This window comes from Massilia atriviolacea, from assembly GCF_003953935.1.
In the GTDB taxonomy this organism is placed as follows: domain Bacteria; phylum Pseudomonadota; class Gammaproteobacteria; order Burkholderiales; family Burkholderiaceae_D; genus Telluria_A; species Telluria_A atriviolacea.
This window is the reverse complement of record NZ_RXLQ01000026.1, coordinates 1-18,803: the sequence shown is the minus strand read 5'-3', so window position 1 is coordinate 18,803 and position 18,803 is coordinate 1. Positions and strand designations below refer to the sequence as shown.

At 64.1% G+C, this 18,803-nt stretch carries 15 protein-coding genes; 5 read left to right on the top strand and 10 right to left on the bottom strand.

The features are described 5' to 3' along the window. Nucleotides 1-21: 21 nt before the first annotated feature. Nucleotides 22-1,956 carry a dynamin family protein gene (locus EJB06_RS29425; RefSeq protein WP_126077584.1) on the top strand — a complete coding sequence of 645 codons (1,935 nt, stop codon included), beginning with the start codon at nucleotides 22-24 and terminating at the stop codon, nucleotides 1,954-1,956. After that, nucleotides 1,953-3,047: an A/G-specific adenine glycosylase gene (mutY, locus tag EJB06_RS29420; RefSeq protein ID WP_126077583.1), complete on the top strand. Its 1,095-nt coding sequence runs from the start codon at nucleotides 1,953-1,955 to the stop codon at nucleotides 3,045-3,047. The genes EJB06_RS29425 and mutY overlap by 4 nt, the downstream gene beginning before the upstream one ends. 24 nt (nucleotides 3,048-3,071) lie before the next feature. Here the strand turns inward: mutY and EJB06_RS29415 are convergent, their stop codons facing one another. From EJB06_RS29415 to EJB06_RS29380, 8 genes are read right to left on the bottom strand one after another with little or no spacing between them, the layout of a single operon-like run. Beyond that, a complete protein-coding gene (locus EJB06_RS29415; protein WP_126077582.1) occupies nucleotides 3,072-4,208 on the bottom strand; it encodes a deoxyguanosinetriphosphate triphosphohydrolase in 1,137 nt (378 codons plus the stop codon). Nucleotide 4,209: 1 nt separating this feature from the next. Continuing rightward, complete coding sequence (gene aroKB, locus EJB06_RS29410) at nucleotides 4,210-5,859, bottom strand: bifunctional shikimate kinase/3-dehydroquinate synthase AroKB (protein ID WP_126077626.1); 1,650 nt, start codon at nucleotides 5,857-5,859, stop codon at nucleotides 4,210-4,212. 29 nt (nucleotides 5,860-5,888) lie between these two features. Next, entirely contained in the window at nucleotides 5,889-8,039 is a 2,151-nt protein-coding gene (locus EJB06_RS29405) for a hypothetical protein (RefSeq protein ID WP_126077581.1), read from the bottom strand. Between the two features lie 28 nt (nucleotides 8,040-8,067). After that, entirely contained in the window at nucleotides 8,068-10,275 is a 2,208-nt protein-coding gene (locus EJB06_RS29400) for a type IV pilus secretin PilQ (RefSeq protein WP_370660161.1), read from the bottom strand. Next, nucleotides 10,272-10,811 (bottom strand): pilus assembly protein PilP, encoded by a 540-nt coding sequence (locus EJB06_RS29395; RefSeq protein ID WP_126077579.1) that lies wholly within the window; start codon nucleotides 10,809-10,811, stop codon nucleotides 10,272-10,274. The genes EJB06_RS29400 and EJB06_RS29395 overlap by 4 nt, the downstream gene beginning before the upstream one ends. Continuing rightward, nucleotides 10,808-11,488 carry a type IV pilus inner membrane component PilO gene (locus EJB06_RS29390; protein ID WP_229427346.1) on the bottom strand — a complete coding sequence of 227 codons (681 nt, stop codon included), beginning with the start codon at nucleotides 11,486-11,488 and terminating at the stop codon, nucleotides 10,808-10,810. Before EJB06_RS29390 ends, EJB06_RS29395 begins: the two co-directional genes overlap by 4 nt. Nucleotides 11,489-11,506: 18 nt before the next feature. Then, complete coding sequence (locus EJB06_RS29385) at nucleotides 11,507-12,157, bottom strand: PilN domain-containing protein (RefSeq protein ID WP_126077577.1); 651 nt, start codon at nucleotides 12,155-12,157, stop codon at nucleotides 11,507-11,509. Next, a complete protein-coding gene (locus EJB06_RS29380) occupies nucleotides 12,157-13,230 on the bottom strand; it encodes a pilus assembly protein PilM (RefSeq protein WP_126077625.1) in 1,074 nt (357 codons plus the stop codon). Before EJB06_RS29380 ends, EJB06_RS29385 begins: the two co-directional genes overlap by 1 nt. A 351-nt stretch (nucleotides 13,231-13,581) precedes the next feature. Here EJB06_RS29380 and EJB06_RS29375 point away from each other — a divergent pair, with 351 nt between their 5' ends. Then, nucleotides 13,582-15,933: a penicillin-binding protein 1A gene (locus EJB06_RS29375; RefSeq protein ID WP_126077576.1), complete on the top strand. Its 2,352-nt coding sequence runs from the start codon at nucleotides 13,582-13,584 to the stop codon at nucleotides 15,931-15,933. Between the two features lie 200 nt (nucleotides 15,934-16,133). Here EJB06_RS29375 and cyaY read toward each other — a convergent pair whose 3' ends face one another. After that, entirely contained in the window at nucleotides 16,134-16,460 is a 327-nt protein-coding gene (cyaY, locus tag EJB06_RS29370; protein ID WP_126077575.1) for an iron donor protein CyaY, read from the bottom strand. A gap of 41 nt (nucleotides 16,461-16,501) precedes the next feature. Here cyaY and lptM point away from each other — a divergent pair, with 41 nt between their 5' ends. Together lptM and lysA are read left to right on the top strand one after the other, a co-directional pair. Next, on the top strand, nucleotides 16,502-16,666 hold the full coding sequence (gene lptM / locus EJB06_RS32110; protein WP_164558070.1) for an LPS translocon maturation chaperone LptM: 165 nt from the start codon (nucleotides 16,502-16,504) through the stop codon (nucleotides 16,664-16,666). A gap of 16 nt (nucleotides 16,667-16,682) precedes the next feature. Continuing rightward, nucleotides 16,683-17,960, top strand: a complete 1,278-nt coding sequence (lysA, locus tag EJB06_RS29365) for a diaminopimelate decarboxylase (RefSeq protein WP_126077574.1) — start codon at nucleotides 16,683-16,685, stop codon at nucleotides 17,958-17,960. A 246-nt stretch (nucleotides 17,961-18,206) separates the two neighbouring features. Here lysA and EJB06_RS32105 read toward each other — a convergent pair. After that, a partial coding sequence (locus EJB06_RS32105; RefSeq protein WP_370660160.1) for an RpnC/YadD family protein occupies nucleotides 18,207-18,803 on the bottom strand: 597 nt, incomplete at its 5' end.

The window sequence follows — 18,803 nt, the reverse complement described above, 5'->3', positions numbered from 1 at the left end:
CGCGAGGGCAATGTGAGCATAATGGTGCAAGATTTTGAGCAGTACAGCGCGTGGCGTCAGGACGTGGCGATGGCGCTGGAAAAGTATCAGGTATGGGTCAATGCGGCCGAACTGACCGACGCGGCAACGGAGCAGCGCATCGCGCGCGCGCTGGCGCGCCTGGCCGACGACCGCCTGTCGGTGGCCTTCGTGGCGGAATTCTCTCGCGGCAAATCCGAACTGATCAACGCGATCTTCTTTGCCGATTACGGCCAGCGCATCCTGCCGTCGGCGGCCGGCCGCACCACCATGTGCCCGACCGAGCTGATGTACGACCCGGCCTTTCCGCCCTGCATCCGCCTGCTGCCGATCGAAACGCGCGCCAGCAACCTGTCGACCGGCGACTACCGCGACGATCCGTCCGCCTGGACCGTGCTGCCGCTGGCGCTCGACGCCGGCGAGGAAATGCACGAAACCTTCAAGCAGGTCAGCCTGACCAAGCACGTCAAGGTCGAGGAAGCGAAGCGCTACGGCCTGTTCGACGAGAGCGACCCGGATGTCGCCGCCACCCTGGACGACAACGGCATGATCGAGATTTCGCTGTGGCGCCACGCGATCATCAACTTCCCTCACCCGCTGTTGAAGCAAGGCCTGGTCATCCTCGACACGCCGGGCCTGAACGCGATCGGCACCGAGCCGGAACTGACCCTGAACCTGATTCCGAACGCGCACGCTGTGCTGTTCATCCTGGCCGCCGAAACGGGCGTGACCAAGAGCGACATCGAAGTCTGGCGCACCCACATCGGTGCCGGTTCCGGGCGCATCGTGGTCATGAACAAGATCGACGCCATGTGGGACGAGCTCAAGACCGAGCTTGAAAACGACGCCGAGATCGAACGCCAGCAAACCACGGTGGCCCATATGCTGGCCCTCGAGCCGCGCCAGGTGTTCCCGGTGTCGGCCCAGAAGGCCCTGGTCGGCAAGATCAACGGCGACATGGCGCTGCTCGAGAAAAGCCGCCTGGGCGCGCTCGAAGCAGCCCTGTTCAACGAACTGATTCCGGCCAAGCAGGACATCATCCGCAAGCAGCTCGCGGACGACCTGAACGCGGTGGTCGGGATCCAGCAGGCCACCATCGGTTCGCGCATCCGCGACATCGTCGAGCAGCTGCAGGAACTGAAAAGCCTGCGCGGCAAGAACCAGGGCGTGATCGCCCACATGATGCGCCGCGTCGAGGTCGAGAAGAAGGAATTCGACGGCAGCCTGTTCAAGCTGCAGGGCACGCGCGCCGTGTTCGCGCGCCTGTCCACGGAGCTCTACACCACGCTCGGCATGGACATCGTGCACAAGGAAATCGCGGCAGTGCGCGAAGCGATGGCGGCATCGCGCTTCGTCACCACCGGCATCCGCGGCCCGGTCAAGCACTTCTTCGACCAAGCGCGCGCCAATCTCGATGTCTCGAACCGCAAGATCGCCGAGATCAGCGAGATGATGGAAATGATGTACCGTAAATTCGCGGCCGAGCATGGCCTCAGCCTGGCCGTGCCGATGACGCTCTCGCTCGACAAGTACCGCAAGGAGATCGACGCCATCGAGGAGGTCTACACCAAGCAGTTCGGCACCACGACCCTGCTCATCACCAGCCGCGACGCCGTGATCGAGCGCTTCTTCGATTCGATCGCCTCGCGCGTGCGGCGCAGCTACCGCGCCGCCAACGCCGACGTGGAAGCGTGGCTGAAGGTGATCATGTCGCCGCTGGAAGCGCAGATCCGCCAGCACAAGGACCAGCTCAAGCACCGTCTGGCGTCGATCCAGCGCATCCACGATGCCACCGACAGCCTGGAAACGAAGATCGAATCGTTTGAAGCGAGCCAGTTCGCGCTGGAGAAGGTCAAGGGGCGCCTGAACGATTTGGCGGGCAATGTGGAAGCGGCCATGCAGCGCAGCACCGCGGCGGCATTCGAAGCGGCTGCGTGAAACGGCTGACCGAGTTCGGGCAGCTGGAAGACCCCTCGTTTTCCGCTGCCGTCATCGACTGGCAACAGTCGCACGGACGCCACGCCCTGCCCTGGCAGAACACGCGCGACGCCTACCGCATCTGGCTCTCCGAGATCATGCTGCAGCAAACCCAGGTGGCCGCGGTGCTGTCCTACTATGCGCGCTTCCTGGAACGCTTCCCTACCCTGCACGACCTGGCCGCCGCCCCTTCCGAGGAGGTGATGGCGCAGTGGAGCGGCCTTGGCTACTACACGCGCGCACGCAACCTGCACGCCTGCGCCAAGCGCGTGGTCGACGAATACGGCGGCATCTTCCCGAGCGACCCGGCGCTGCTGGCCGATCTGCCGGGCATCGGCCGCTCGACGGCGGCGGCGATTTCCGCCTTTTCGAGCGGCACGCGCGCCGCCATTTTGGACGGCAACGTCAAGCGCGTCTTCGCGCGCGTGTTCGGCATCGATGCCTTTCCGGGCCTGAAGGCGGTCGAAGACGGCTTGTGGCAGCGCGCAGAAGCGCTGCTGCCGCTTGAGGGCATCGAAGCCTACACCCAGGGCTTGATGGACCTGGGCGCCACGCTCTGCACCCGCAGCAAGCCCGATTGCACGCGCTGTCCGCTGCGCGGGCGCTGCGTGGCCTACGCCAGCGGCCGCACCGCCGAACTGCCGGTGCGCAAACCGAAGAAGACCATTCCCGAGAAGCAGGCCGCCCTGCTGGTGGTGATCGACAGCGGCCAGGTGCTGCTCGAACAGCGCGCGCAGAGCGGTATCTGGGGCGGGCTGATGTCGCTGCCGGAAGTCGACGGCCATGCGCTGCGCGGCGCGCTCGCGATCGAGGCGGTGGGGCCGGCGGCCAGCGCCTTCGGCATGGTGGAAGAAGTCCAGGCGCTGCTGCCGCTGGTGCACGTGTTCACGCACTACAAGCTGCACATCGCGCCCTACCAAGTGAATCTGTCGCAGCGCGCCCCGCTGGCCGCGCCCTACCTGTGGTGGGACCTGGCGCGCATCGACAGCGCGCCGCTGCCGGCGCCGGTCAAGAAGCTGCTGCAGGACCTGGGCGCCCCGTCCCTGTTCTGACGAGAACGCTAACGGCACATCCCGCTACAGATCGTCGAGCGAGAAAATGCGCCGGTGTTCGCGGATCGCATAGCGGTCGGTCATGCCGGCGATATAGTCGGCGATCTTGCGCGCCTGCCTGGTCAGGTCGCCGCTAGCGAGCTGGTAGTCGGGCGGCAGCAGCACCGGTTCGGCCATGAAGGCCTCGAACAGTTCGCGCACGATGCGGCTCGCTTTCACGCGCATCCGGTTCACCTTGAAATGGCGGTACAGGTTGGCGCGCAGGAAGCGCTTGAGCTCCGTCGCATCCTTGCGCATCGGGTCCGAAAAACGGATCAGCGGAGCGCCGGCGCGCACCGCGTCGACGTCGGCCGGGGCGGCTTCGGCCAGCAGCACGCCGGACGTTTCGATCAGGTCGTCGGCCAGCACCGTGATCAGGCGGCGCAAGGTCTCGTAGATGGCGCGCCGGCCCGACAGGCCCGGATACGCCTTCTGCACATCGTGCCAGCGGCGCGCGAAAAAATCGACTTCCTCCAGCTGCGCGATCGTGATCAGGCCCGAACGCAGGCCGTCGTCGATATCGTGGCTGTTGTAGGCGATTTCGTCGGCCAGGTTGGTCAGCTGCGCTTCCAGCGAGGGCTGGGTGCGGTCGATGAAGCGCTGCGCCACGGGGCCGAGCAATCTGGCATTGGTCAGCGAGCAGTGCTTGAGGATGCCCTCGCGCGTGTCGAACATCAGGTTCAGGCCGTCGAAAGCGCCGTAGTGCTCTTCGAGTTCGTCGACCACGCGCAGGCTTTGCAGATTGTGTTCGAAGCCGCCATGGTCCTTCATGCACTCGTCGAGCACATCCTGGCCGACATGGCCGAACGGCGTGTGCCCGAGGTCGTGCGCCAGCGCGAGCGCTTCGACCAGGTCTTCGTTCAGGCGCAGGTTGCGCGCCATGGAACGCCCGACCTGCGCCACTTCCAGGCTGTGGGTCAGGCGCGTGCGGAACATGTCGCCCTCGTGATTGAGGAAGACCTGGGTCTTGTATTCGAGCCGGCGGAAGGCCGAGCAGTGGATGATGCGGTCGCGGTCGCGCTGGAACTGGCTGCGCGAGGCGTGCGAGGTTTCGGGATGGCGCCGGCCGCGCGCCGTCTCCGAATGCACGGCGTACGGGGCGAGGTGGGCGTCGGGATGCATGTCAGCCGACGCAGGCGGCCAGGGTGGCCAGCAATTGATCGCGCGGGGCGCTGGTGATGCTCGGACTGCCCAGCGGCTTCATCAGGATGAACTTGATGGCGCCGCCTTCGTTCTTCTTGTCGACTTCCATCAGTTCCAGCCAGCGTTCGGTGCCCAGATGGGGCGCCACGGTCGGCAGGCCGGCCGCGCCGACCAGCGCGCGCATGCGCGCCACGGTGGCCGCGTCGACCAGGCCGAGGCGGTGCGACAGGTCGGCCGCCATGACCATGCCGCAGCCGACCGCTTCGCCGTGCAGCCAGGCGCCGTAGCCCATGCCCGCTTCGATCGCGTGGCCGAAGGTATGGCCGAAGTTGAGGATGGCGCGCAGGCCGCCCTCGCGCTCGTCCTGGCGCACCACGTCGGCCTTGATTTCGCAGGAGCGCGAAATGGCGTGCGCCAGCGCCTCGGGGTCGCGCGCCATCAGCTTGCCGATGTTCGCTTCGATCCAGTCGAAGAAGGCGGCGTCGATGATGGCGCCGTGCTTGATCACTTCGGCCAGCCCGGCCGACAGTTCGCGCGGCGCCAGGGTGTCCAGCGACGCGGTATCGGCCAGCACGGCGCGCGGCTGATAGAAGGCGCCGATCATGTTCTTGCCGAGCGGATGGTTGATGCCGGTCTTGCCGCCCACCGAGGAGTCGACCTGCGACAGCAGGGTGGTCGGCATCTGCACGAAGGGCACGCCGCGCATGTAGCTGGCGGCGGCATACCCGGTCAGGTCGCCGATCACGCCGCCGCCCAGGGCCACCAGGGTGGTCTTGCGATCGCACCTGTGCTCCAACAGGGCGTCGAAGATGGTCATCAGGCTGTCCCAGTTCTTGAACTGTTCGCCGTCGGGCAGGACGATCTCGAGCACGTCGCGCCCGCAAGCGCGCAGCGGGGCGGCCACGCGCTCCAGGTACAGCGGGGCCACGGTGGTATTGGTGACGATGGCGACCTTGCGCCCGGCGATGTGACGCTCGAGCAGCGCCGGGTCGGACAGCAGGCCGGCGCCGATCGTGATCGGATAGCTGCGTTCGCCCAGGTCGACGTTGAGGAAGATCCGCGCGGGATCGGTATTCGGTGCTTGCGATGTATGCTGCGTGTGCAGAGTATGCATAGTGGATCCACGCGCCGTTCGCGCGGCGGCGGGGCCGAGCGCGGACAACTGCGTCAGAATTGTTTGGACCATCGATTGTACGTTAGGTCGGCCCGTATCGATCACCAGGTCGGCAATCTCGCGGTACAGCGGCTCGCGCTGGGCCGTCAATTCTTCGAGTTTCTTGCGGGGGTCGGCCGTCTGCAGGAGCGGCCGGCTTTTGTCGTGGGTGGTGCGCAGCATGATGCTGTTGACGCTGGCGCGCAGGTAGACCACGCGGCCGCGTTGTTTCAGGTAGGCGCGGCTGGCGGGGTCGAGCACGGCCCCGCCGCCGGTGGCGAGGACGAGTCCGTCCTGCGCCGTGAGGTCACGGATGACCTCGGCCTCACGGCGACGAAAACTCGCCTCGCCCTCGATTTCGAAGATCCACGGGATCGTGGCGCCGGTGCGGGCCTCGATCTCGTGGTCGGAATCGACAAAGCGTTTACCGAGCTTCCTGGCGAGGATGCGGCCGATGGTGGTCTTGCCGGCCCCCATCAGCCCTACCAGGAAGATATTCTCCGACTTCAAGGAGCGGCCGGAGCCGACTTGAAGAGGGTGGACGAAAAGCCCTTGCCGCGCGGCGTGGTGGTGCGGATGGCAAATTCGCCTGCCAAGCAGTTCTGGTCGGCCTTGATGTTCACCCAGTGCTGGGTACCGCCGAGGCGGTTGGTGGCCCCGACCGTATTCGGCGATATGGATGCCGGCCCAACCTTGTCGGCCTCCACGGCGGTGACCGTGGTGCCGCTTGGCAGCGGATTGTTGTTCACATCGACGATACGGAAGTACAGCACCTGGCTCGAGCAATTGGCGCCGCTCAGGCCCTTGATGACGTAGGTCGGTCCGTCGGCCTCCGTCCAGTCGCGCAACAGGCCATTGCCGAGGGGGAACTGGCGAATGAAGGTCGGCTCGTCGCCGCTGAAGACGATTTCGGTCTCGCGCCAGATATAGTTCAAGCCCCACTGCTGGTTACCTTCGGCACTGTAGACCGTACGATTGTACGGGAATGGCAGATCGCCCTTGGCAGGAGTGTACTTCCGGTCAAGGTCCTTGACGGGATTGCGTTGCAGCGTATCGCCGCCCGGGTTGCCGCGAATGATCGCATGGTCGCCGGTATTGAGGAAAGGATCGCCCTGGTCCTTGAAACCTTCGCCGGTGCCGACCGTGCAGCTGTCGACCAGCGGACGATACGGGGTTGGGTCCTTAGGATTGGCAAGGATCGGCTCCCGGCAGCTGTACAGGCCATCGCCATTGGTATCGACGAAGTCTTCGATACCCTGGACGTAGGCCATGACGGTCACGCGGCCGTTGATCGGACGGAAAGCCTGGCTCTTGATGTCGACCGTGCAACCGCCGCCCTTGGTTTTGCAACCGCCTTCTTCCGGCGTCGCGATGGCGCCGCCTTCGGTGACGAAATTGACCGCCGTGTTGTCGGAGATCGGATTGCCGTACTGGTCGGCCATCAGGACGGTGACCTTGGCGGTGGCGGAATCGTAGTTCAGGCCGTCGATATTGTAGCTGTCGGCGCTGAGCGACATCGATTTCTGGATCGGCAGGCCGGTCGAAATGATCAGGCTGTCGGACAGGCCGCTGATGGTGGTCCCGTTACGGGTCGCCTGGGCAACCACGCGCACCGGCGTCGGGATCGTACCCGATGCCACGGTGGTGGTCACGTTGCCGGTGGCGTCCGAGGTGGCCTTGGCCGGTTGCACGATCAGGCCGCCGGTGTTGGTGGTCGCGGTGAAGGTCACGTCCACGCCAGGCAAGCCGATGCTGTTCTGGTCGAGCACGCGGAAGGTCAGGATGGCCGATTCCTTACGGCCCAGGCCGCCGGAGCCGCGCAGGACGATCGAGCTGCCCTGCAGGTCCGAACCGACGAACTGGATCGTGCCGATATTGGCCTTGCCGACATTGATGTTGATGGTCTGGTTGACGTTTCCGAGCGACACGGTGATGGTGTCGGTCACGCGCAGGCAGCCCTTGTTGGTGTAGGTGACCGACTGCACGCCTTTTTCCACCGAGCCGAGCACCAGGCTGGCGGTGCCGTCGTTGCTGCACAGGGAATTGATGGTCAGGCCCGTGACCGTGGTGGCGGGGACGCCGCCGCTGGTGACCGGGATTTGCAGCAGGGCGGTGCCGAAGGCCGGCAGGATCTCGCCTTCGCGTTTCGGCACGAAGTCGATGGTGCCGAGCGTCAGCGGCGCCGCGCCGACTGCCACGTTGATGACGCCGGTGACCGTCTTGCCGGCGGCGACGACCGAGGCGGTGATCGTGGCGGCGCCGGCCGCGTTCGCGTTGGCCGGTTTGACGGTGATGATCGCCACGCCCGAGGCGTCGGTCAGTGCCGTGCCGGACACCGGCGTGAACTGCAGCAGGGTGTCTTCGGCGGTGAATTTGACGACTTCATTCGGCGCGGCTTTGCCCCTGCTGTCGAGCACGGTGACTTTTACCTGGCCGGCCTGGCCGCCGGAAAGGGTGGTAATCGGCTTGTTTTCGGCGTCGACCAGTTGCAGGGTAATTTTCGGCTCGGCCGGGGTGGTACCCGGATTGGTGATCGAGGTCGATCCGCCCGGATCGCCCCCGCCGCCGCCGCAGGCTACCAGGGCCACGGCCATGGAGACGCAGGTCAGCAAGCGAACCGGATGCGCAAAAGCGCGTTGTAAATAAGTGGGCAGCATGGTAAGTCCTGATTAAATAAACTCGGTGTTAGCGCGTCGACAGGCGATCTGCGACGATTTTCGGGGTGATGAAGACCAGCAGTTCGGTCTTGGTGCTGGTGCGCGCGGTGCTCTTGAACAGATGGCCAAGGACCGGCAGGTCGCCCAGCAAAGGCACCTTGGTGACATTGTTGGTTTCGGCCTGCTGGTAAATACCGCCCAGCACGACGGTGCCGCCGTTTTCGACCATCACCTTGGTTTGCACGTGCTGGGTGTTGATCGCAAAGCCCGCGCGCGTTTCATCGCCCTTGGAATCCTTGTTGACGTTCACTTCCAGCACGACGTTGCCGTCAGGCGTGATCTGCGGGGTTACTTCGAGGCGCAGGTTGGCTTTTTTCCATTCGATCGAGGTGGCGCCGCTGCTGGTGGCTTTTTCGTACGGCAGTTCGATACCCTGCTCGATCACGGCCACGTTCTTGTCTTCGGTGACCACGCGCGGGCTGGAAATGATCTTGCCCTTGCCGTCCGCTTCCAGCGCCGACAGTTCCAGGTTCAGGAAGCGGTTCGAGGCGGCAGAGAACAGGCTGGCGGCCAGCGTGGCGGCCGGGTTGCCGTTGATGTTGGCAGCCGGCAGGTTCAGCATGGTGGTATTGGTGTAGCCATTGCCCGTGTCCGGAGTCTGGCCGGTGACCTGGCCGATGCCGACCAGGTTGCCGCCGATGGCGATGCGCTCGTTGCCGCGCACCTTGTAGCCGGAATCGCCGCCGCGCAGGGTGCGCAGGTCGGCGAAGCCGATCTTGGCGCCCAGGTTGCGGCTGAAGCCGTCATTGGCTTCGACCAGGCGCGCTTCGATCAGCACTTGCTTGGAGGCGACGTCGGTTTTCTGGATCAGCTTGCGCAAGTCTTCCAGTTTCGACGCGATATCGGTGATGAACAGCTGGTTGGTGCGCGGGTCGATCACGGCGCTGCCGCGCTTGGACAGCACGCGCGAGCGGTTGCTGTCGCTATCGTCCTTCTGCGAACCGTCGGGATTAATACCGAACACGGTGCGGAAGGCGTCGGCCTTCTGGTAGTTGAGCTGGAAGATTTCCGACTTGAGCGGCTCGAGGTCGGCGATCTGGGCGCGCTGTTCGAGTTCCAGCTTTTCCTTGGTCAGCAGTTCATCCTTGGGCGCGATCCACAGGACCGAACCGTTCTTGCGCATGTCCAGGCCCTTCGCTTGCAGCACCACGTCGAGCGCCTGGTCCCATGGCACTTCCTTCAGGCGCAGGGTCAGGTTGCCGCTGACCGAATCGCTGGTGATGATGTTCAGGCCCGAAATGTCGGCGATCGCCTGCAGCGCCGCGCGCACTTCCACGTTCTGGAAGTTGAACGAGATTTTCTCGCCGCGATAACCCTGGGTGCCCTGGGTCAGCTTGTTGACATCTTCCTTGATCGGCTTGACGTCGATCACCAGCTGGGTATCGCTCTGGTACACGGTCTGTTCCCACAGGCCGCGCGCTTCCACGGTCATGCGCACATTGTCGCCTTGCGAGACGGTGGTAATCTGCGACACCGGGGTGCCGAAATCGGTCACGTCGAGGCGCCGGCGCAGGGTTTCCGGCAAGCCGGTCTTCATGAAATCGACCACCACGGTGTTGCCCACCTGGCGCACGTCGACCGCGACCTGGCTGTTCGGCAGGTCGACCACGACCCGGCCTTCGCCGTTCGCGCCGCGGCGGAAATCGAGGTCGCGCAAGACCTGGCGCTTGGCGCCGGCCGGCGGCGGCAACGGGGCCGAGGTCGACGAGACGCCGTTCAGGACCGGCTGGCCGGCGCTGTCGACGGCCTGGGCCACGCCGCCGGAACCGTCGATGGTGACGATGATCGACTTGCCGTCGATCGCGGTGGCGTAGTTCAGCGGACGCTTCAGGTTCAGCACCAGGCGCGTGCGGGCGCCGGCCTGGACCACGTTAATGCCGCGCACGTCGGCCAGGTTCACGTCCTGGGCGGTCTTGCCGGTGGCATTCACGGTGGCGCCGAAATCGAGGGCGATGCGGGTCGGATTGGTGATCGAAAAACCGATCGGCAGCTTGGTCGGGGCGTTTTTCATCGCCACGTTCACCACCACGTTCGATCCTTGCTGGTTGGCCGTGATCGATTCGATCGCGTTGTCTTGCGCCATGGCGTTACTGGCGCCAAAGGCCAGAGCCAATAATGCGCCCATGCGGATCACCGTGCCCATCAGCGCGGCGCCATTCATTCTCAGTGCGATCATTTCTTCTCCTTGCGTTCCTGCAACTCTAGCTTGGTGGGGCGTTCGATCCATTCGCCGCCGGCGTCCTGGACCGTTTCCTTGATACTGATTGCTTCATCGTTCACGCCGGTGATGATGCCGAAATTCTGGCCCACCCGGTCGCCCTGCTTGACGTGGTAGATGGTCTTGTCGATCTGTACCAGCGCGTACATGACGCCCTTCGATTTCATGCTGCCCACCATAGACATGGTATCGAGCGGGAAGGCTTCGAGCACTTCCTTGGGGCGGCTGTCGTCCGGCTTGAGCGGGTTGTTGGCGCTCGAGCTGCGGGCCAGCTCGGCCAGCAGCTTGTTCGGGTCGTAAGGATCGACCTGGCCGACGGTGCTGTAGGCAAACGGCACGAAGGTGGTCGGCTCGGTCAGCGGCGGCACATTGACCTTGGTTTCCTTCTTGGTCTGTTCCATCCACTGGTTCACTTCCTGGACGTCGCTGTCGGCGCAGCCGGCCAGCAGGACGGCGCCGCTCAGCAGCGCGAGGCAGTTGCGTTTGATGATCATTTGGCCGCCCCTTTGCCTGCTTTGGCTTGCTTCTCGCGGTCCGCGCGCACCTTGCGCTGCGCGTTCGCTTCTTCGGGATCGAGGTAGCGGAAGGTCTTGGCGACCGCTTCGAGCGCCAGCACGCCATCCTTGTTGGCCGTGAGCGACATATTGTTGAGCGTGACGATGCGCGGCAGGTTGGCCATGTCGCTGGCGAAGGCGCCGATGTCGTGGTAAGTACCGGTCACGCGGATGTCGATCGGCAGTTCGGCGTAGTAATCGCGCACCACGACCTGGCCCGGCCGGAACAGGTCGAACGAGAGGCCGCGGCCGACGCCGGCCTGGTTGATGTCGGACAGCAGGGCCGCCATTTCAGCCTTGCTCGGCAATTGCTTTTGCAGGCGCTCGACGTACTGGTCGACCTGGGCTTTCTGGGCGATCAGGGCATCGAGGTTGATGGCCAGGGCGACTTTGGTCTTGTACTCTTCCTGCAGGGTCAGTTCCTTGGCGGCCAGCGCGTCGTACTCTTCGAACTGGGTGCTCCAGTAGAAAAAGTAACCGGCCGTGACGACCGCCGCCACCACGGCGATGCCGCACAGGATGCGCGGCACGATCGGCCACTGTCCGGGCGGGCGATCCCCCAGGTTCTGGAACTGGGCGCTGAGCGAGCCACCCATCGATGTAAAGTCTTTGTTCATTCTTTCAATCCGATCTGGCTAGGGGGCCGCTTTCGCGGGTGCCGGTGAGCCGGGGGCGGCGGTGGCGTCAGCTGCCGGTTTCTGGCCCGGCTTGAGCGCTTCTTCCTTTTCGCGCTGGCGCTTGATGTGCAGGTTCAGCGTAAACTCGACGACTTTCTTGCCGGTTTTACTTTGCGCCAGTGTCGCCGCACGCACCTCGGTCAGGTCGGGACGCTCGAGCCATGGCGAATTGCCCGCGATATTGCGCAGCAGTTCGGCAACCCGTTCCTGCGACTGGGCGAAGCCGCTCACGCTGACGCGCTGGCCTTCCTGCTTGAACGACTTGAGGTACACTCCCTGTGGCGTCTGCTTGACCAGTTCGTCGAGCAGGTAGACCGGCTGGTTGCGCTCGCCCTGCAAGTCTTCGACCGCCTGCTGGCGTGCCTTGAGCGCTTCGATTTCCTGTTTCAGGGAAGCGATTTCGACGATCTTCTTGTCGAGTTCGACAATCGCCGCGCTCAATGCGCCGTTGCGCTGTTCCTGAATGGCGATGCGGCGCGCGTTGTAACCGCCGACGGCGATCACCAGCAATACGCCGATCACGGCCGACAAGGCCATCAGGGCCACGAAGGCGCTCTTCTTTTGCTTGCGCTTTTCTTCCCGGTGGGGAAGCAGGTTAATCTTAATCATCAGCCAAACCTCCGCAGTGCGAGCCCGCAGGCGACAAGGTAGGCGGGAGCCTCGCTACGCAGCTGCTGCTCGCGTACGGACGGTCCCAGCGACATGCCCTTGAAGGGCGAGACCACCGCGCTGGAAATCTTGGTCCGGCTTGCGACGATGTCGAGCAGGCCGGGAATCAGCGCGCAACCGCCGGCCAGGAACAGCTGGTCGATGCGGGTGTAGGGCGTCGAGGTGTAGAAGAACTGGATCGCGCGGGTCACTTCGAGGGCCGCGTTTTCCAGGAAGGGCGCGAGCAGGTCGGCCTGGAAGTTGTCGGGCAGGTCGCCCGCTTTCTTCTTGGCGTCGGCTTCGTCGAAAGACAGGCCGTAGGAGCGCACGATATCCTGGGTCAGCTGGTTGCCGCCGAAGGGTTGCTCGCGCTCATAGATGGTCTCGCCGTTGAGCATCACCGAAATGTGGGTGACCTGGGCGCCGATCTGGAACAGCGCCACGATCTGGCCCTCGGCCCCCTTCATCTGCGACGTCACGCGTTCCAGCGCGGCGCGGGCGGCGTACGATTCGATGTCCATCACCACAGCGGTCAGGCCGGCCGCTTCGGCGATCGCCACGCGGTCTTCGACCTTTTCCTTGCGCGCGGCCGCCAGCATGACGTCGATGTCGTCGGCCGAATTGGGAGCCTGTCCGATCACGTCGAAGTCGAGGCTGACCTCGTCGAGCGCGAAGGGAATGTACTGGCTCGCTTCGGACTCGACCTGGATTTCGAGCTGGTCTTCCGACAAGCCGGCCGGCAGGATGATCTTTTTGGTGATCACCGAGGCCGGCGGCATGCCGAGCGCAACCAGCTTGACGCGGGTGCCGCTTTTCTTCCAGACGCGGCGCACCGCCTCCGACACCTGCTCGATATTTTCGATATTGCCGTCTACGACCGCTCCTCGTGGGAACGGTTCGGACGCGTAGCGTTCGAGACGCAGCTCGTTTTTGCCGACCACGACCAGCTCGACCAGCCGGACGCCGGAGGTGCTGATGTCCAGGCCGAGCAAAGGCGGGCTGGATTGACCGAACAAGGAACCTAAATTGACCATCAAGACCGTACTCCCTTACCTACCTATATTCAATGCTTACGCTGCAAAACGGGCCTTGCAGAACCAAAAATGAAAGTGCCCGACGCGGGGAATTTGTTACAAAACCGCCATTTAGCATCCATACATAAGGCAGTACATTAAATCGTAGCAATAAGCGTGATCCCATGTAAAGGTATTTCTGTTTTGAAATTTTATGCCTGTAGGTTGGAATGCGACACTCTGTGAACCGGGCGTCATGACAGTTGTCTGAGGGGTACAAATGTTCCAAAAGACAAGTACTTGGCGGGCTGCCGAAGGCAGTGGCGGTGCATTATAATGAGGGGCACCCATAAAGCGAAAGATTCGACCCGCATGAGCTCTTCCAAACCGGACGCCAGCCCCTCCTCCCCGCCGCGCAACGCGCGGGCGCGCTCGCCCAAGCGACTGTTGTTAATTGTCCTCGGCGGACTGACCGGTACGGCCCTGGTGGGCTTGCTGATCGTGGTCTTCGCGCTGGCCATGGCCTACCCGAATCTGCCGCCGCTCGACACCCTGACCGACTACCGTCCGAAGATGCCTTTACGGATTTTTTCGGCCGATAATGTGCTGATCGGCGAGTTCGGCGAAGAGCGCCGCAACCTGGTGCACATCAAGGATATTCCCGACGTCATGAAGAAGGCGGTGCTGGCGATCGAAGACGACCGTTTCTACCAGCACGGCGGGGTCGATTACACCGGCATCCTGCGCGCGGCCCTGCACAACGCCACCGGCGGCGCCAAGCAGGGCGCCTCGACCATCACCCAGCAGGTGGCGCGCAATTTCTTCCTGTCGAGCGAGCAGACGCTCAAGCGCAAGGCCTATGAAGTGCTGCTGGCCTGGAAGATCGAGCAAAACCTGACCAAGGACCAGATCCTCGAGGTCTACATGAACCAGATCTACCTGGGCCAGCGCGCCTACGGTTTCGCCTCGGCGGCCCAGATCTACTTCGGCAAGAACCTGAAAGACATCAGTGTGGCCGAAGCGGCCATGCTGGCCGGCCTGCCCAAGGCGCCGTCGGCCTATAATCCGGTGGTCAATCCGAAGCGCGCGCGCACGCGCCAGCAATACATCCTGCAGCGCATGCACATGCTGGGCTACATCACGCCGGACCAGTTCGAAACAGCCAAGGCCGAGACCTTGCGCATCAAGACCGACAGCAGCGAATTCGGGGTGCACGCCGAATACGTGGCCGAAATGGCGCGCCAGCTGGTGTACGAGCAATTCAAGGAAGAAACCTACACGCGCGGCCTGAACGTCTTCACCACCGTCACCAAGGCCGACCAGGATGCCGCTTACCTGGCCCTGCGGCGCGGCGTGATGGATTACGAAAAGCGCCACCCCTACCGCGGCCCGGAAGCGTATATCGACATTCCCAAGTCCAAGGAAGAAGCCGACGAAGCGATCGAGAACGAACTGGCCGAGCATCCCGACAGCGACGACATCGTCGCCGCCATGGTGCTGCAGGCCTCGCCCACGGGCATCACGGCTGTGACGGCCTCGGGCGAGGAAGTCAAGATCAGCGGTCCCGGCCTGGCGTTCGCCCAGAGCTGGCTCTCGAGCAAGGCCGCGGCCAACCGGCGCATCAAGCGCGGCGCCGTGATCCGCATCAGCCAGGATGGCGGGACAGCGTGGTCGGTGACGCAGATGCCGGAAATCGAATCGGCCTTTGTTGCCGCCGACACCACCGATGGCGCGATCCGCGCGCTGGTGGGCGGCTTCGACTACAACCGCAACAAGTTCAACCACGTCACGCAAGCCTGGCGCCAGCCCGGCTCCTCGTTCAAGCCCTTCATCTACTCGGCCTCGCTCGAGCGCGGCCTGTCGCCGGCCACCATCATCAACGACGCCCCGATCTCGTTCGACGCCGGCCAGACCGGCGGCCAGGCCTGGGAGCCGAAGAACTACGACAGCAAGTACGAAGGACCGATGACCATGCGGCGCGGGCTGACCAAGTCGAAGAACATGATTTCGATCCGCATCCTCAACAAGATCGGCGCCCAGTACGGCCAGGAATACGCCACCCGCTTCGGTTTCGAGGCCGACAAGAACCCGCCCTACCTGACCCTGGCGCTCGGCGCCGGCTCGACCACGCCGCTGCAGCTGGCCGGCGCCTACGCGGTGTTCGCCAACGGCGGCTACCGGGTCAGTCCCTACCTGATCTCGAAGGTGACCGACAGCAGCGGCAAGATCCTGTCGCAAGCCACGCCGGACAAGTCGGGCGACGAAGCGAACCGGGTGATCGATGCGCGCAATGCCTTCCTGGTCGACAGCATGCTCAAGGACGTGGTGCGCTACGGCACCGCCACCAAGGCCCTGTCGCTCAAGCGTACCGATGTGTCCGGCAAAACCGGCACCACCAACGATTCGATCGACGCCTGGTTCGCCGGCTATACGCCGAAACTGGTGGGTATCGCCTGGATCGGCTACGACCAGCCGAAGAACCTGGGCAACAAGGAAACCGGCGGCGGGCTGGCCCTGCCGATCTGGATCGGCTTCATGCAAAAGGCGCTCAAGGGGGTGCCGAACGAGGAACGGCCGGTGCCCGACGGGCTGGTGATGGCGGGCGACGACTACTACTATGTCGAAAATCCGCCCGGCACCGGGGTGCAGAGCCTCGACATCGGCGCGCGCGGCACGCCGGCCGAGGAAAAGGTCAAGGACGCGGTCAAGAACGAGCTGTTCTGACGAACAGGTAAAACCGGGATCAGACCCCGGTGTTGCCCCTTGGGGTCTGACCCCGGTTTTACCGGTTGCGGTCTGACCCCGGTGTTGCCCCTTGGGGTCTGACCCCGGTTTTACCGGTTGCGGTCTGACCCCGGTGTCGCCGCTTGGGGTCTGACCCCGGTTTTACCGCTTGGGGTCTGACCCCGGTTTTGCGGTGTCGCCTACAGGGTCACGCGGGCGCCGCCCTGGGCGCTGGCCAGCTCCGACAGCGCGGCGAACAGCTCGCTGCCGTCGCGCGTGTTGACCCAGGCCCCGCCCTGGCGCTTGTAGTGGAAGCCGCCCGACCTGGCGGCCACCCACAGTTCCTGCATCGGCGCCTGGCTGTTGACGATGATCTTGCTGCCGCTGTCGATGAATTCGATCTCCAGCACATTGCCGCTGCGCTTGCATTCGACATCGATGACATCCTCGTCGTTCAGCCGGTCCATCGCCTCTTCGATCTTGTTCAAGGTCGTTTCGGCCAGGTCCAAAAATTCTTTTTCGCTCATGCTACACTCCAAGGTCTGCCAATCAAACCGTGATTCTAATCGTGAAGTCTTCATCCGCGCTCAATATCGGCATCGCCGCCGTGGTCTTTGGCTTGCTGGGCGCCTGCGGCCAGACCGGCCCGCTGTACCTGCCCAAGCCGCCCGCCAAGCCCGTCGCACCCGCCAACGCCACAACGCCGCCCGCACCCACCCCAGCCGCCCAATAACGCTCCCACCTACACCATGCCGCATTTCTTTCATCTGAACGGCGTCCTGCACGCCGAAAGCACCCCCCTGCCCCGCATCGCCGAGGAGTTCGGCACGCCGACCTATGTGTATTCGAAAGCGGCATTGCTGGAAAACTTCGACGCCTTCGCCGACGCCTGCGCCGGGCGCGATGCGCTGGTCTGCTATGCGATGAAAGCCAATTCGAACCTGGCCATCCTCGACCTGCTGGCGCGCCGCGGCGCCGGTTTCGACATCGTCTCGGGCGGCGAATTGCTGCGCGTAATCGCCGCCGGCGGCGATCCGGCCAAGGTCATCTTTTCCGGGGTCGGCAAGACGGTCGAGGAAATGCGCCTGGCGCTGTCGCACGACATCCTGTGCTTTAACGTCGAGTCGATTCCCGAACTGCACCGCTTGAACGAGGTGGCCGCCGCGATGGGCAAGCAGGCGCGCGTATCGCTGCGCGTCAATCCGAACGTGGACGCCAAGACCCATCCCTACATCGCCACCGGCCTGAAAGCGAACAAGTTCGGGGTCGCCTTCGACGATGCACTGGCCACCTACCGCAGCGCGGCGGCCCTGCCGCACCTGACGCCGGTCGGCATCGATTGCCACATCGGCTCGCAGCTGCTCGACGATGCGCCCCTGCTCGAAGCGCTCGACAAGCTGATCGAACTGGTCGACGCGCTCGGCGCCGAAGGCATCGTGCTCGACCATCTCGACATGGGCGGCGGCATCGGCATCAACTACGGCGCCGCTGGCGACGCCGCGCCGGTGCCGGTGGGCGACTATCTGGGACGCGTGTTCGCGCGCATCGATGCCTGGCGCGCGGCCAGCTACGGCGGCGCGCCGATCAAGGTGATTTTCGAGCCCGGCCGCGCGATCGTGGGCGATACCGGCGTGCTGCTGACCCAGGTGGAGTTCCTGAAACCTGGCGCCGAAAAGAACTTTTGCATCGTCGATGCCGCCATGAACGACCTGATGCGCCCGGCCCTGTACCAGGCCTGGATGGACGTGCAACAGGTGCGGGCCGGCACGGCGCCCGCCGTCAGCTACGATGTGGTCGGCCCCGTATGCGAGTCGGGCGACTGGCTGGCGCGCGAACGCGAACTGAGCGTGGAACCGGGCGACTTGCTGGCCATCATGCAGGCCGGGGCGTATGGTTTTACCATGTCGTCCAACTACAACACGCGCGGCCGCGCCGCCGAGGTGATGGTCGACGGCGACACGGTGCACCTGGTGCGCCGGCGCGAGGAGCCAGCCGAGCTGTTTGCGCTCGAATCGATGCTCAAGTAAGCAAGTGGGCGGCGCGCCTGCCCGGACGCCGCATCGCCGCCGAAGAGCACCTTCACTATGGCCGCATCATGGCAAGGGTGAATCCAGTCAACAAACTCTTCCAGCTCGGCGTCATCGATGCACCGAGCCGCATGGCCTGTCATGCAACCATCGGTGCCAGACTGACCGTGCCCAACTGGCCGTGCCTGACTGGCCGTGCCCAACTGGCCGTGCCTGACTGGCCGTGCCCGACTGGCAGAACGCTCGCTAAGCGTCGAACAGCGCTTCCACGCTGGGCGCGTCGACGGTGCGCTCGATCCAGTGTTCAAGTTCGGTTCGATTGGCGTGTTCGATGCGTTGCGCAGCCAGGTCCGGGACCGTGCCGAATCTGATACGCAACAGGCTGTTGAACACGCCGCGCAGTGCCATCAAGTGTCCTTCTGCCATACCTTCTGCCTTACCTTCTGCCTTACCTTCTGCCATACCTTCTGCCTTGGCTTTTTCCGCCAAAGCGACTCCCTGCTGAAAGCCGATCTGGCGCAACTGCTCGGCCCAGCTTAGCGTCGTCGATTCCATGTCAGCCACCTCCACACTATTCAAGTCAGGCACTTCCTGATCGTCATTCCTGCGCGCGAGCAGCGCTTTCCACCACGCCCACACCGAGTTGCGCAAGCTGGTCTGGGGCGTGTCCCGGAGCCAGGTCGCCAGCACCCGCAAATGCGTATGTAAGACATCGGGGATCTGTGAAAGTTCGATCCTGAACAACAGCGCCAGCAGGTCGTCATTTGCATCCAGCGCCTTCAGGTCCAGGCGCTGCTGGTCGATCAGTACGTAGCGCTGGGATGGCTGGAAGGCCGCCAGTTC

Coding starts and splice junctions, on each gene's coding strand:
- EJB06_RS29405 (WP_126077581.1), bottom strand. CDS start 8,039: ATGCTGCCCACTTATTTACAACGCGCTTTTGCGCATCCGGTTCGCTTG.
- EJB06_RS29400 (WP_370660161.1), bottom strand. CDS start 10,275: ATGATCGCACTGAGAATGAATGGCGCCGCGCTGATGGGCACGGTGATC.
- aroKB (WP_126077626.1), bottom strand. CDS start 5,859: ATGGGGGCCGGCAAGACCACCATCGGCCGCATCCTCGCCAGGAAGCTC.
- EJB06_RS29380 (WP_126077625.1), bottom strand. CDS start 13,230: ATGGTCAATTTAGGTTCCTTGTTCGGTCAATCCAGCCCGCCTTTGCTC.
- EJB06_RS29415 (WP_126077582.1), bottom strand. CDS start 4,208: ATGCATCCCGACGCCCACCTCGCCCCGTACGCCGTGCATTCGGAGACG.
- EJB06_RS29395 (WP_126077579.1), bottom strand. CDS start 10,811: ATGATCATCAAACGCAACTGCCTCGCGCTGCTGAGCGGCGCCGTCCTG.
- lysA (WP_126077574.1), top strand. CDS start 16,683: ATGCCGCATTTCTTTCATCTGAACGGCGTCCTGCACGCCGAAAGCACC.
- EJB06_RS29385 (WP_126077577.1), bottom strand. CDS start 12,157: ATGATTAAGATTAACCTGCTTCCCCACCGGGAAGAAAAGCGCAAGCAA.
- EJB06_RS29390 (WP_229427346.1), bottom strand. CDS start 11,488: ATGAACAAAGACTTTACATCGATGGGTGGCTCGCTCAGCGCCCAGTTC.
- EJB06_RS29425 (WP_126077584.1), top strand. CDS start 22: ATGGTGCAAGATTTTGAGCAGTACAGCGCGTGGCGTCAGGACGTGGCG.
- cyaY (WP_126077575.1), bottom strand. CDS start 16,460: ATGAGCGAAAAAGAATTTTTGGACCTGGCCGAAACGACCTTGAACAAG.
- EJB06_RS29375 (WP_126077576.1), top strand. CDS start 13,582: ATGAGCTCTTCCAAACCGGACGCCAGCCCCTCCTCCCCGCCGCGCAAC.